This window comes from Paenarthrobacter sp. 10N417, assembly GCF_056394745.1.
This window is the reverse complement of sequence record NZ_JBFTIL010000010.1, coordinates 1-13,134: the sequence shown is the minus strand read 5'-3', so window position 1 is coordinate 13,134 and position 13,134 is coordinate 1. Positions and strand designations below refer to the sequence as shown.

Genomic DNA, 13,134 nt, shown 5'->3' with positions numbered 1-13,134 from the left:
GGTCTGTTACGTACTCCGCCGTCCGTAAAGTGGTGGGGCTCCTCGGTCCAAGCCAAGGAGCCCCACCCTTAAACCGTAACCTCTGGGTCTTTAGCGGACCGAATCGAGGCCTGCACCCGGAGCGGCAGGAACATCGGTGGGCACCTGCGTCAGCAGCGCAGGGGCGGCAGGTGCTGCAGGGACGGCCGGTGTTGCGGGGACAGCCGGGGCGCCGTCCGTTCCCGGAACGGCCGGGACAGCCGGAACGGCAGGCACCTTGGATGCAACCGAAGCGTCAGCATTCGCGTTTGCGTTTGCGGAGCCGTCAGCCTTCAGACCGGCAGCCTTGYCGGCGTCGACTACGGCCTGGCAGTGCGATTCAACGTTGGCTTCGCCGCCTGCGGCCACCACGATGGACTGGAAACCCGGCACCTTGGTGTCAGCCTTGAGTCCACCATGGATGAAGGCGGTGCAGAGACCGAATGCTTCAGGGGTTGTAGCGAGAGTGTCTTCAGCCTTGGACTTCGCAGCGTCAACAGCGTCCGTTGCCTTGTCTTCGCCAGCCTTGGCAGCGTCCGTTGCCTTTGCCTGTGCGGTCTCGACGGCGTCAGTCGCCTTGGCCTGGCCAGCCTCGGCTGCGTCAGCTGCCTTCGTGGCGAGGGGAGCTGGTGCGCCGACGAGGTCGTGGGCGCTCTGCTGAATTTCGGTGGGAAGAGCGCCGTTGAAGGCAGCGACACCGGTTCCGCCGGCAGCTACAGCTCCGGCAGCCAGGACGCCGGCGGCGACTTTGCTGGTGGCAAGGACAGTGAACAAGGACATAAAAGCCTCCGACAAACGATGTGGGGATTGCCCCGGCAGCGTTTGGGTCGCTGCCGGATGATCAGCGTGCGGACGTGGCCCGCACTCCCTCTACATCGTTCCGGGCACGGTTGAGGTTACGCCTTCCTCGAAATAGTTTTTCGGGCCGCGGCACGCGCCTGTTCGATCAGCTTCAGCACTTCCACCGAGTCAGCCGGATCCACAGGTGCGGAACGCGCGGATGCCGCACCGCCGTCGTCGATCTTTTCGGCCAGGAGGCGATAGAACTCAGGATAGGCACCGCGCTCGGTGGGGATGGTTCGGCGCTGCCCGTCCGATTCAAGGGTCCCGTAGTTTTCGGCAGGCTCGACACCGTACTCAGGATCGGCAGGCAGCCCACCGCCAAGAACAAAGGGCTCCTGTGGATCGGTGCCGAACTTTACAAATCCACCGTTCGTGCCCAGCACGCGAAAACGCGGTCCGTGAAGGTGGCTGTTGAGGTTCAGAGTCACGTGGCTGACGACGCCGGATTGGTGCTGGAGCGCGATGAAGACGTCGTCGTCGGCCTTCTCCTGCGGACGTCGTGCCAAGATCTCGGCATAGGTGACGTGCGCCGGTCCGAAGAACTGGACGGCCAGGTCCAGCACGTGTGCACCGAGGTCGAAGAGGACCCCACCGCCATCCTCGGCAGTAGCGCTTGCCTTCCAGGCTTTGGCGATCTCCGGTGCCCAGCGCTCCATCCCCGCTTCAAATCTGGTCACGGTACCCAGCGTCCCGGCGTCGAGCAGCTTCTTCAGGGTGAGCGCGTCTCCGTCCCAGCGGCGGTTTTGGTAGACAGTGAGGACGCGGCCCGCTGCTGCGGCGAGTTGGATCAGTTCCTCGCCTTGCGAGCTGTGGACAACAAACGGCTTATCGACGACGACGTCGAGCCCGGCTTCCAGCGCGGCTCTCGCCAGCGGATAGTGAGTCGCAGGCGGTGTGCCAAGAACGACGAGATCCAGTTCGTCGGCCAGTGCCAGGATGTCCTGCGGCGTGTTGACTACCTTGGCCTGCGGGTACCGTTCAGCCGCCTTTGCCTGCCTTTGGGCGTCTGATGTGGCAATGACGGCAAGGTCATACGAAGTGTTGCTTGCAATGAAGGGCGCATGGAATACGCTGCCCGATAACCCAAAACCTGCGATGGCGGTGCGAATCGGCCTGGAAGTCATGCCCCAAGGCTAATTCAGTAAACCTCCCGCCGGTGCGCGCTGCGGAAGATCAGGACGACGAGTTCGTCTTCGTGAATCTCGTAGAGCACCGGGTAGTCGCCTATTCGAATCCGCCAAGCATTTGATGTGCCATTGAGTTTCTTCACCCCGTCGGGTCGAGGGTTGCTTTCCAGATCGGCGATCGCCAGGAGCAATCTTCGCCGAATTGGAAGGTCGAGCTTCCGTAGCTGTTTTGCCGCGCCGCTGCTTAACTCCACACGATACGAACTCAACGGTTGATGCCGTTCTCCTTCAGGAGTTCGTCAAGACCTACGCGGGTACCGTCGTCTTCTGCTTTAGCTTCCTTGAGGGCTCTAACGTCCGCTTCGTCTTCGAGACGCTCGAAACGTTCAAGGTCCTCGGCGCTTATCAACACCGCCGCAACCTTGCCCCGACGCGTGATGTTGATCCTCTCGTGCCCGTATGCGGCGCGATTGATCGTATCTGAGAGATGGACTCTCAGGTCAGCAACACCTACGAAGTAGTCGGCAGCACCCATGCGCCTATCCTAGCGCCAGTTGTACCTAATGTACATAAGGGACGAAATGTACAGGCGATGTGAGAGAGGGATCCGGAAAAGGAGGCAGGACCTGAGAGAACGATCGGGGAAAGGCAGTTGGACGTGAGAGAGGGATGGCACGGGAAAGGCCGGAAGCCGCCCGAACCAATGAACAGTTCAGGGAAGCTCCCGGCCTTCTTGTGTCTAAGCCCTCCGGTGTTCTTAGGCCCAGAGCAGAGCGTTACTTCTTGGCGCCCTTTTCCCAACCAAGAGTGGTCCAGTCCGGGACGTTGGACAGGCTCTTGAAGAGGGACGGGCCATAGTTGGCCAGGCCCGTGCGCACGAACTGGATCTCCGGGCCGTTGAGGACGGTGCCCATGGAGAAGTACTTCTCCATGTGCTTCTTCTCAACGTTCATGGCAGCCTTGTTGCGCTCAGCGTCATCAGCAATAGTCGCAAGACGCTTGATTTCGGCGTCGAGCTCAGCATCGCCAAGACCGTTTTCGTTGGTCGATGAATCGTAGAACTGCTTCACGGCGTCCGTGGCATCCGCGCCCACGGTGTAACCGGAGATGGTTACGTCGAACTCGCGGCCACCAATGACCTTGCCGAAGTCAGCGTCACCGCGCTGGTCGATGGAGACATCCATTCCGGCAGCCTGGAGTTGCTTCTGCAGGGTCTGCGAGGTTGCGGCCGTGGTGGGGTCGTCGCCGAAGTTGGTGATCTTGAAGGCCACGGGGACGCCATCCTTCGCCATGATGCCCTTGTCATTCGGGGCATAACCAGCATCGGTGAGGACCTTCTTGGCCTGCTCAGTTCCGGTGTCTTTCACGGGGTAGTTGTCCTGGTAGTACTCCGAGAACGGCATGAGCATCATGGAGCCCGAGCTTTCCTCGGACCAGTTCAGGCCGTTGAAGCGGACATCGCGGATGGCCTTGCGGTCCACTGCGGTGAAGATCGCCTTGCGCACGGCAACGTCAGTAAGGGCCGGGCGCTTGGCGTTCAGGTTGAGGCCACCTGCGAACAGGCGCTGGCCACGACGAACGTCGGCGTCTTTGGTACCTTCGAGCTGCTTGTAGCGGCCGAGCGTACGGCCATTGGCGGCGTCGATTTCACCGTTCTTGAAGGCGGCAATCGTAGCGCTGGGTTCCATCTGGCGCCAGACGACCTTGTCGAGGACCGGCTTCTGTCCCCACCACTTGTCGTTGGGAACCATGGTGACCGTTTTTGCGGTGGTGTCGTAGTTTTCAACCTTGAACGGGCCGGCCATCCACTCGGGGTGCATGTTGCCGGCAAAACCGGTGTTGAAGATTTCCGGGGTGTTGATTGCGGGGTGGATCAGGCCGAAGAAGAGGCCTTCCAGCGGGAAGACCGGCTGGGTGGTGGTGACAATGACTTCTTTGTCGTTGGCGCCGGCCTTGACCGAGTCAACGAATGCGTAGGCGCCGGCGGAAACGATGTCGATTGACTTGTCGTCGCCCTTCAGCATCTTCCACGTGTTCTCGAAGGTCTTGACGTCAATCGGCGTTCCATCGTTCCAGGTCGCCTTGTCGTTGACCTTGATGGTGATGGTCTGCTTGCCGTCCTTGACTTCGCTCTTGACGTCTTCGCAGAAGTCCTTGTTGGGCTCTGCTTTGCCGTCGAAGTCCAACTTCCAGCAGCCGCCAATGCCGCCGCTGTTGATGGAAGCCGTATTAACCGGGGTCATCAGCGCCGAGTTGTCTGCGCTGTTGCCCACATTGGAGAAGCCGTTAAAGTCCGGGCCAATGCTGCCCACAGCAAGGGTGACAGTGCCGCCCTGCTGGAGGTCTTTGGCTTCCTTGGCGTTAACGCTAATGAGCTTGCTGATGTCGCCGCCAGCTTCTTCGGCCTTCTGGGAGGCCGGACCCGACGGCGTTCCCCCGCCGCAAGCGGTCAGCAATAGTGCTGCTGCAACTGCTACGCCGCCGATCGTCGTGTACTTCTTCATGGTTTGCCCTTCATGTTTACGACTGGAAATCTTTACGAATTGAATACAGGGTTCAATCAATGAGTCATTTGTCGTCAGGCATGCACCACCAGCATGTCGGCATCTATTTCCCCGTCCGGGAAGAAGCATGCAAACTCCTGTTGACCTTCTGAAGCAAGTGGCGGCTCCAGAGTAAGGCACTTCTCCTGCTTGGCGGCAGGTAGTGCGGCGAATACGGGGCAACGCGTTGCGAAATTGCAACCCTTTGGCGCATCAAGCGGGCTGGGCAGATCGCCCTGCAGGATGATGCGTTCACGTGTGCGTTCCAGATTGGGATCCGGTACTGGGATGGCAGAGAGCAGGGCCCTGGTGTAGGGGTGCCGCGGATTGTCGAAGACTTCATCCACATCGCCGGTTTCCACGATCTTGCCCAGGTACATCACGGCAACGCGGTCCGAGATGTGGCGGACCACTGAGAGATCGTGGGCAACCATCAGATAGCTCAGGCCCAGTTCGGCGCGAAGCTGGTCCAGCAGGTTGATAACGCCGGCCTGGACGGAGACGTCCAATGCGGAAACGGGTTCATCCAGCACCACGAGTTTTGGATTCACCGCGAGCGCCCGGGCGATGCCGATGCGCTGGCGCTGGCCCCCGGAGAACTGATTGGGGAAACGGTTGACGTGGTCCGCCTGCAGGCCCACGAGCCGCATGAGTTCCATGATCCGCTTCCGGACGGCGGCCTTGGGCATGCCAAGGTTCTCCAGCGGTTCGGCAAGGACTTCGTACACCGTGAAGCGCGGATCCAGTGCCCCGGTAGGGTCCTGGAACACCATCTGCATTTCCTTGCGCATGGCCATCTTGGTCTTGGAGTCGGTGGCAACCTTGTTGCTCACGCCGCCGATGACCACTTCACCAACTTGGTCCGGGTGGAACTCCATGATTTCCAGCAACGTGGTGGTCTTGCCGCAACCCGACTCGCCCACGATTGAGAGGCATTCACCTTCGCGGATGTCGAAACTCAGCCCGTCGACGGCCTTGACCGTGCCGATCCGGCGCTTGATCAGCGCGCCCTTGAGCAGTGGGAAGTGTTTCTTCACGTCCTTGAGCTCAAGGACTTTGTCGCGCTCAAGGCGGGCAACGCCGTCGAACTTTGACACGGGCTTGGGCGGCGCCTGGAAAATCTGGTGCGCGTCCGCGTCGCCGGACAGCTCGTCCGTTTTGATACAGGCGGCCCGGTGGCCTTCGGAACCCGGGACCGAAAAGAGCTCGGGCTCACCGTGGAGGCAGGCCTCGCTGGCCAGCGGGCAGCGCGGCGCGAACGAGCAGCCGGTCACGGGAAGAGCCAGGTTGGGTGGCGTGCCTTCGATCGGAACCAGCGACTGCTTGTTGGCGGTGTCAACGCGTGGGACGGCGCCGAGGAGACCCATGGTGTACGGCATGCGGGGGTTGTAGTAGATGTCCTCCACAGTCCCGGTTTCCACCGGCTTACCTGCGTACATGACCATGATGTCGTCGGCCATGCCCGCTACGACGCCGAGGTCGTGGGTGATCATGACGACGGCGGCACCGGTCTCCTCTTGCGCTGTGTGCAGGACTTCCAGCACCTGCGCCTGGATGGTGACGTCCAGCGCCGTCGTGGGTTCATCCGCGATGAGTACCCGCGGATCGTTCGCGATAGCAATGGCGATCATCACGCGCTGGCGCATGCCGCCGGAGAATTCGTGCGGGAACGCCTTCAGCCGGTCCTTGGGGCTCGGGATGCCCACCATCCGCAAAAGTTCGACGGCGCGGGCTTCTTTAGCCTGTTTGCTCATGGTGGGGTTGTGGACAGTCAGGGCCTCGATGATCTGGTTCCCCACCGTGTAAACGGGGGTCAGAGACGATAGCGGGTCCTGGAACACCATGGCGATGTCGCTGCCACGGTGCTTGCACATCGCTTTGTCGCTCAGGCCGAGGAGTTCCTTGCCCTTGTAGCGCACCGAACCGGAGATGTCAGCGGTCTCGGGGAGGAGTCCCATGATGGCCATGGACGTGACGGACTTTCCTGAGCCCGATTCACCCACTATGCCCAGGGTTTTGCCCGGCATAAGGTCGAAATCGACGCCGCGCACTGCGTGGACAACGCCGTTCTCGGAATTGAAGCGGACGTTGAGGTCCCGGACGCTAAGGACGGCGTCGCCGGGTGCGTAGAGCCCGGCGTCGCGAAGTCGCTCTGCAGGCGTGTGGGAGATGTTGGTGCTCATTTGGCAGCCTTTGCGGTCTTGGTCTTGGCCCGACCGATGGAACTGGAGCTGGGGTCGAAGGCGTCTCGGAGGCCGTCGTTCATCATGGCGAGCGAACCGGTCAGGAGGAACATGACGGTCAGCGGTACCCAGAACATCCACGGGAACGAGGACACCTGGCCGGTGGCTTGGCCGATCAGGACTCCCAGGCTGACATCGGGGAGTTTGATACCGATGCCGATGAAGGAGAACGCCACTTCCGCCAAGACGGCACCGGTAATACCGCGGGTGAAATCTAGGACCAACAGTGAGCCGATGTTCGGGACGAGGTGGCGCCACACGATCTTGCGGGAGGGAACACCCATGTACTTGGCAGCTTTGACGTAGTCCCGCTGCATGAGGGACATCGACAAGGAGCGCACCAGGCGGGCGGTACCCATCCAGCTGAAGAACAACAAAACGATGATCAGCAGGAGCCAACTGGGAAGTTCCTTGAGTCCCCCGCCACCACTTGTCGCCACTGCCACCACCAGAATGGCCGGCATCATGATGAGGGCTTCAAGGATGAACAACATCACGGCGTCCACTTTGCCGCCGAAGAACGCCATGGTGCAGCCGTAGACGGCGGAGATCAGGACAGATACGCCGCCAACGATCAGGCCGATAAAGATGGAGATCCGTGTGCCTTCAACGATGAGCGCCATAAGGTCAATGCCGGCCTGCGACGTACCCAGGAAGTGATCCGGTGATGGTCCCATGCCGATGTTGAGGGGATCAATGGTGTCTTTGTTCCAGGGGGTCAGGAACCCGCCGAACAGGGAGAAGAGGAACAGGGCCAGGAAGATGAACAAACCGGCGACGGCGGTACGGTTCCGCATGAAACGACGGAAGATAATGCGGGACTTCCCAATCACGACGTCCTGGTCGGCAACCCTTGACTCGTCGATTTCCGCAATGGGATCAATGATGTTCGTCATTACTGGACCCTCACTCGCGGATCGACCAGCGTCGTCGCGAAGTCGGCAAGGATGGCGCCGATTGCGAAGATCACCGAGCCGTAGGCCAATGTTGCCGTGGCGACGTTGACGTCCTGAAGACCGATCGACTGGATACTCCACAGTCCGATGCCGGGCCAGGCGAAGATCGCCTCCGCAAAGAAGCCGCCGGTAAAGATCGCGGGGATGGTGAAGGCAATGCTCTGCGCGACGGGAATGAAGGACACCCGCAGGGCGTGCCTGCGGATGGCTTGGTTGCGGGTAAGCCCTTTTGCCCTGGCGGTGCGGACGAAGTCAGCATTCACGTTGTCCAGGAGATACTGCCTCTGGGCGATCTGGTAACCGGCCCAACCGAAGATGGTCATCGCGAAGGTGGGCACGGCGTAGTGGGCCACAAGGTCAACGAAAGCCGGCCACCCCGGGTCGATCCCCGGCGTCGAGATTCCAGTGACGAAAAAGATGCGCTGGCCTACGGTTTCGTTGACGCTGATTGCGCCCAACTGGACCAGGAAGTAGGCGATCGGTGCCGGAAGGATGTGCACCAGGTAGCTGTAGGACGTGATCACGCGGTCCTGGTACTTGTATTGCCGCGCTGCTGAATAAACGCCGAGCGCGACGCCGATGATCAGCGTCAGGATGATGGAGGCGATAAACAGGCGAGTGGACACGAGTACCCGGTCAGCGAATTCCGCGTTGACGAATGCCCCGTTTGGGCTGCGCCCCCAGTCCCAGCGGGTGATGATGCCGCCGAGCCACCCAATGTACCTTTCCCAAGGACTGGCGTCGGGGTCCAGGCCGAGTCCACGGAAGGAGGCCGCCACCTGTTCCGGGGTTGGCCGCGGGATCTTCTCCTGTTCCAGGACCGCGGGTTTGAGCGTTGATACTGCCAGGAAATAGCCCGCGCTCGTGGTCAGGAAGATCATGATCAGGTAGATGCCCGACCGCTTCGTCAGATATTTCAGCATGTCGGGCGGCTGCCCTGGATCGTGGCAAAGATCAATGCTCGTCCTTCCGCGGTTCCCGGCTGTGGCCGGCGTCAGCTACGAATTGGCATGAGGGGTGATGGCCCCCCAAGACCCCTCCACGTGAACACCGCCCTTGTATGGCATGGGTCACATTCAAGAGGAAACTACCACAATAACTGCTTCACGTTTCGCTCAATGAGGGCCGGTTTCACGCCTGCAGCCAGATTGTTATCTGTTTTCGCGTCACGATTTCGACGGCGGAGGCTCTGACTTTTGGCTGTACGTGGCGGCTTTTTCACGGCGCTATTTGTCGCATGGCGCAGCCCGCAAGGAGGTCGATCAACGCGTCGATCTTCACATGGCGCGCCTTTGGAGCTCGCGGTACACCGTGGTCCGGGATAGCTCCGCCAATTCAGGCTGGGTGTGCTCCCCGACGTCGTGCAGCGTCAGAAGATGCTTGCGGCGCGYCTTGGATAATTTTGGCTGCTCTCCCTTCAGGCGTCCCTTCGCTTTAGCGACCGCCAAGCCCTCGCGGGTGCGCATCCGTATCAGATCCGCCTCAAAGTCGGCCACCATTCCCATGACGTTGAACAGCAGCCGGCCTACCGGGTCAGTCGGGTCGTGGGTGCTGCCGCCGAGACTGAGGACTACCCCTTTTCCGTCAGCTCATCGGCTATGTCCCGGGCATCGGAAAGGGACCGCGCCAGTCGGTCGAGCTTTGTCACCACGAGCGTGTCGCCGGCTCGGCATGCCGCCATCGCTTCACGGAGGCCTGGGCGGACGCGGTTCGCTCCCGCCGGTCCGTGATCGACGAAGATCTGCTTCTGTTCAAACCAAGGGCCAGGAGAGCGTTTCATTGGGCGGTCAGGTCCTGGTGGTTTGTCGAGCCCCGGGCATAGCCGATTCTCATTCCAGCCATAGCAAACAAGGTTGCAGTAATCCCCCCATCATCGTGCATTTCATCGTGCGGGTCTTACGTACATGGTCTGGGCCAGTAACTAAATGGGACGTGGCGGCGCGCTTCTTGGGCACGGTGATCGACCGGCTAACGGGCGCGTTCGGCACGAACAACCTGGCCCTTAAAGCCCTGGGGTCTTTGGGTCTGCGGAGACCCTAGCTGCTGCCTTACCCCGCTGCGCACCTTGTGCGCTTCTACGGTCTTGGTTCCAGCCGTTCCGCCGTAGTCTTTGCGTTTTTTACTATCTGAAGGAACTCGTCTCGGGAGAGGTACGGTTCGCCGGGACGCCGGATGATGCGCCCTAGGTAAGGGTCCCGCTGTTCCAACTTTTTGCTCCCGAATCTTTGCGTTGTGTAACCAGCTTGACGTTCAGCTCTTTCCCGCATTCCGACGCTACCGATGAGAACGATTAGCGGAAGCGATGTTAAACCGATTGCGACCATCAAAAGCGTCGTAAACCAGGACTGCGGTATACCCGATACGCTGCAGACAAACGTTATTGCGAGCACGACCAACCCTGCCGTTGTGCATCGATATCGCCACAGTAGAAGCTCATAGGCCGTCACGCCAGGCAGGAGCTGACGCTCTGCAAAATTGCTCACCAAGTTAGTGCTCCGTATCCATTTCCGAGGACGCTGCTGAGCGCCGCAGTGGTCATGGGGCCCGGGCGGTCACCGAAACTTGCCCAGGTCACAATTACTGCAACCACGATAATCACCAGCACGGGAGCAGCGATAAGAGTTCCGCGAGGCCTTTATACACTCAGACTAACCGGCGTCGGACCCTATGGGCGTGGGCAGAATATGGCCGCGTCCGGTGGAGGATCGGCTACCGTGCGGACGAATGTGCAGCATTCGTCATGGTCATCCTGCCAGCCGACACCTAGAGCCAGTATTCTCAAGTCGTGGACGAAGATTGGCGTTTGATGGGGCAGGAGCGTTATCTCGCTGGGCGCAGAATGCGCTTTACTGCATGGACTCCATACCGGGAGGGCTGGGACCACGATCACTGCGATTTCTGCTCGACGGAGATATCAGATGACCGGACTGGGCACGCCGAGTACAACGAGGCCTGGGTGACTAGCGATGATTCCTATACGTGGGTCTGCCCGAAGTGCTTTGATGACTTCCGAGAGAGATTCGCTTGGTTGATGGTCTAGCCGAATGGGGTTTAAGGCCAGTTCTTGTTGAAGAAGATGGCGGCGGCCTCTTCTGTTGCCGAAAACCGCACAGAAATGCCCCCTGGTAGAGGCACTCTCCAGACGTCGCTGGTGCCAAGCAACTCGGCGGCCTTAGCATCAGGGATCAGCCTCATTGCGCCGTAAGGCTCCTGGCAGTAGTAGAGCTCAACCAGTCCCATGCTGAGGAGTTCCGAGGCAGCTTTCGCTGCCTCCATCGCTAGGTATTCCTCGCTGGCAGAAGGGTAGAGTGCTCGGAGTTCCCAAGGGGATTCCCATAAACCTCCATAGTCCTCGACTGCCTGCCACAAAAGGATGCGCTGGCTTGCAGAAAGATCCGGAACGGTCATAGCTGGATCATAAGGCGTGTCCCGTGCCGAGTGTCCTTATAGCCACCGGCTTACGGGCAGCCCACGTTAGCGTGTAATAGCCACGCTGGCACGCACTCCCGGTAGGGTGATTTCATTCAAGGGGCCTGTGCTGTGCGCTCACTGATGCATCCAGAACGCGCTCCATTGGAGGAAAAGAATGCCGTGCGACGCGAAGAAACCGACGCCTTGATCGATTCCGAATCCCAAGGTTCAGGGAGTGACTGGGTACAGATAACTGAGCAGACACGCCTTCAAGCTTCCCCTCTGCCCGACCGCGAACAGCCAGTCTGGGAAGGCAGTCGACTACGCAGAAGACTTTTGATAAAGCGCTCCGCAGCCATACTCGTCATCGGAACCGTCACGGCATGGCTAGGGTGGGCCGTAGTTGCCGGCATCAATCATGCAACAGCCACCTACACCACGATCGAGGGAACCGTTACGGCACAAACGGAAAGTCCGCGCAGTCGCACTGCCTCGTGCCAACTCGACCTGAGCTACACCGTAGATGAGCAAGCGCTGCACGGCGTCGCCAAGACTAATGCTTACTGCATCACCCTGCCACCGGTTGGATCGCACGCCCGGATCAACGTCGCTGCATCTGATCCTCACGACATCTGGCTCGACGGGATCGATGACGCGGGCCATCCGAACCCCATACTCTTTGCGGTGTTTCTTGTGGTGGCACCGCTCGCGGTCGCTTTCGCGCTGTGGACGGAACTCACCGATTTTGGCGCTGCCCGCAGACTCGTCGCCTCCGGTGTTCAATGGCGGAAAATTAGAGCCACGGTTGTAAATAAGTCCGGTGGCCGCGCTGGCGTTATCCTTTGGCTAGTGGCCGACGGCGTCTCAGGAGAACCAAGCACCTTTGGTATTTTCTATCGATTCGCTAGCCCTGTTGGACCCGTACGCAAGGGAGACAGCGTGGAGTTGAGCATAATCGCCGATGGACAAAGGCATGCACTCCTTTGGCGACCAGAAATCCAAGGCGTCGACCTTATACATACAAACCATCCACCTGCGTTTGTGGCCTAAGGGAGCTCTTCCACTCGCGCTGGCACCTCCATAGTTGCTTCGGTGCTACCGTCCGGAAGAGGATCCATTAGCGGGCGGCCGCTTCGAAAGGACTCTCGGTTGCCAGATAGCTCGGTGCAAATCTCGGGCTCAGCATTAAGCCCTGGGCTCACTCAGACCTGGTCCAGTGTGATTTCCAGAGACTTGGGCCGCTCATTTGTGCCAAGCGCCCATCCCCATCCGGGTAGCAGCGCAGCGTTCCTGAAGAAGTCTTCGAGCTGAGAGCCGAAGGACCACAGGCTGCCACCGCCCAGTGCAACGGTCTCAGGAGTCGGATCCCAGTAGAACGTGCATGACAGCTGCCACATCGGAGCATCGTCGTCACCGGCTTCAATGAACTGACGTGTGAGATCCACGTTGAATTCCTGGATGCCCCGCGCCCCGTAGGTCCCGAACTGGGCAAGAACGCCATCGCCATCTTCGTCCCCAGGGGCGCAATCTTTGGCCGGTATAGCCGCGAAACGTTCGAAGACGTTCATCACGGCACCGGGATTCCGAGCGCCGATGCGTTCGTCGGCCCCTGTCACCGCAAGCATCTGCTCCAATTGGGCCTTGGACTCTCGAATCAGCATGCCCTGATTATCCAGCAGGAAACTGCCACTGCCGGAAACGGCATTGAGCACCACGTCACCCGACATAGCCGTGGGCATGCTAAGGACTGATGAGCGTAAGCCGATCCCTTACCGGACATTGAGGCCAGCGGAGGAAGGAAGGCACCGCTCTACGGGCTCTAGAGCTGGGGCTCGCGAGGAGGCGCTTAATCGCCGGAGGGGCCACACTGTCGGATGTATCCGCTGGATGCTGGCATCCACATCAGCACAGAACCGGCAACCGTCAAGATCAGGACCGCTACTGAGAGAGGCGTCAGTGCGTTATTGAAAACTCCTCCGAGAGCCAAAATAGC

General features: G+C 60.1%; 11 protein-coding genes and 1 pseudogene. 1 reads left to right on the top strand and 11 read right to left on the bottom strand.

Annotated elements, in window-relative coordinates; all coding sequences use genetic code 11:
• Positions 1-90: 90 nt before the first annotated feature.
• From AC1DCM_RS13845 to AC1DCM_RS13800, 10 genes and pseudogenes are all read right to left on the bottom strand, one after another.
• Positions 91-798 carry a hypothetical protein gene (locus tag AC1DCM_RS13845; protein WP_477518668.1) on the bottom strand — a complete coding sequence of 236 codons (708 nt, stop codon included), beginning with the start codon at positions 796-798 and terminating at the stop codon, positions 91-93.
• A 116-nt stretch (positions 799-914) separates the two neighbouring features.
• Positions 915-1,985, bottom strand: coding sequence for a Gfo/Idh/MocA family protein (locus AC1DCM_RS13840; protein WP_477518667.1), 1,071 nt, complete (start codon positions 1,983-1,985; stop codon positions 915-917).
• A gap of 14 nt (positions 1,986-1,999) precedes the next feature.
• Positions 2,000-2,257: a type II toxin-antitoxin system RelE family toxin gene (locus tag AC1DCM_RS13835; protein WP_477518666.1), complete on the bottom strand. Its 258-nt coding sequence runs from the start codon at positions 2,255-2,257 to the stop codon at positions 2,000-2,002.
• Entirely contained in the window at positions 2,254-2,523 is a 270-nt protein-coding gene (locus AC1DCM_RS13830) for a type II toxin-antitoxin system Phd/YefM family antitoxin (RefSeq protein ID WP_477518665.1), read from the bottom strand. The genes AC1DCM_RS13835 and AC1DCM_RS13830 overlap by 4 nt, the downstream gene beginning before the upstream one ends.
• A gap of 241 nt (positions 2,524-2,764) precedes the next feature.
• Positions 2,765-4,492 carry an ABC transporter family substrate-binding protein gene (locus AC1DCM_RS13825; RefSeq protein ID WP_477518664.1) on the bottom strand — a complete coding sequence of 576 codons (1,728 nt, stop codon included), beginning with the start codon at positions 4,490-4,492 and terminating at the stop codon, positions 2,765-2,767.
• Between the two features lie 74 nt (positions 4,493-4,566).
• A complete protein-coding gene (locus AC1DCM_RS13820; protein WP_477518663.1) occupies positions 4,567-6,714 on the bottom strand; it encodes an ABC transporter ATP-binding protein in 2,148 nt (715 codons plus the stop codon).
• Positions 6,711-7,670 carry an ABC transporter permease gene (locus tag AC1DCM_RS13815; RefSeq protein WP_477518662.1) on the bottom strand — a complete coding sequence of 320 codons (960 nt, stop codon included), beginning with the start codon at positions 7,668-7,670 and terminating at the stop codon, positions 6,711-6,713. Before AC1DCM_RS13815 ends, AC1DCM_RS13820 begins: the two co-directional genes overlap by 4 nt.
• Positions 7,670-8,653 (bottom strand): ABC transporter permease, encoded by a 984-nt coding sequence (locus AC1DCM_RS13810; RefSeq protein WP_442019360.1) that lies wholly within the window; start codon positions 8,651-8,653, stop codon positions 7,670-7,672. The genes AC1DCM_RS13815 and AC1DCM_RS13810 overlap by 1 nt, the downstream gene beginning before the upstream one ends.
• Before the next feature lie 354 nt (positions 8,654-9,007).
• Positions 9,008-9,497: pseudogene (locus tag AC1DCM_RS13805) on the bottom strand (recombinase family protein).
• A 1,284-nt stretch (positions 9,498-10,781) separates the two neighbouring features.
• Positions 10,782-11,138 (bottom strand): hypothetical protein, encoded by a 357-nt coding sequence (locus AC1DCM_RS13800; protein WP_477518661.1) that lies wholly within the window; start codon positions 11,136-11,138, stop codon positions 10,782-10,784.
• 339 nt (positions 11,139-11,477) lie between these two features.
• Here AC1DCM_RS13800 and AC1DCM_RS13795 point away from each other — a divergent pair, with 339 nt between their 5' ends.
• On the top strand, positions 11,478-12,191 hold the full coding sequence (locus tag AC1DCM_RS13795; protein ID WP_477518660.1) for a hypothetical protein: 714 nt from the start codon (positions 11,478-11,480) through the stop codon (positions 12,189-12,191).
• Between the two features lie 152 nt (positions 12,192-12,343).
• Here the strand turns inward: AC1DCM_RS13795 and AC1DCM_RS13790 are convergent, their stop codons facing one another.
• Positions 12,344-12,868, bottom strand: a complete 525-nt coding sequence (locus AC1DCM_RS13790) for a hypothetical protein (RefSeq protein ID WP_477518659.1) — start codon at positions 12,866-12,868, stop codon at positions 12,344-12,346.
• Between the last annotated feature and the right edge of the window lie 266 nt (positions 12,869-13,134).

What these genes read in the sequence shown, in the direction of transcription:
- AC1DCM_RS13840 (WP_477518667.1), bottom strand. Translation starts at nt 1,985, where the DNA reads ATGACTTCCAGGCCGATTCGCACCGCCATCGCAGGTTTTGGGTTATCG.
- AC1DCM_RS13830 (WP_477518665.1), bottom strand. Translation starts at nt 2,523, where the DNA reads ATGGGTGCTGCCGACTACTTCGTAGGTGTTGCTGACCTGAGAGTCCAT.
- AC1DCM_RS13825 (WP_477518664.1), bottom strand. Translation starts at nt 4,492, where the DNA reads ATGAAGAAGTACACGACGATCGGCGGCGTAGCAGTTGCAGCAGCACTA.
- AC1DCM_RS13820 (WP_477518663.1), bottom strand. Translation starts at nt 6,714, where the DNA reads ATGAGCACCAACATCTCCCACACGCCTGCAGAGCGACTTCGCGACGCC.
- AC1DCM_RS13815 (WP_477518662.1), bottom strand. Translation starts at nt 7,670, where the DNA reads ATGACGAACATCATTGATCCCATTGCGGAAATCGACGAGTCAAGGGTT.
- AC1DCM_RS13810 (WP_442019360.1), bottom strand. Translation starts at nt 8,653, where the DNA reads ATGCTGAAATATCTGACGAAGCGGTCGGGCATCTACCTGATCATGATC.
- AC1DCM_RS13800 (WP_477518661.1), bottom strand. Translation starts at nt 11,138, where the DNA reads ATGACCGTTCCGGATCTTTCTGCAAGCCAGCGCATCCTTTTGTGGCAG.
- AC1DCM_RS13790 (WP_477518659.1), bottom strand. Translation starts at nt 12,868, where the DNA reads ATGTCGGGTGACGTGGTGCTCAATGCCGTTTCCGGCAGTGGCAGTTTC.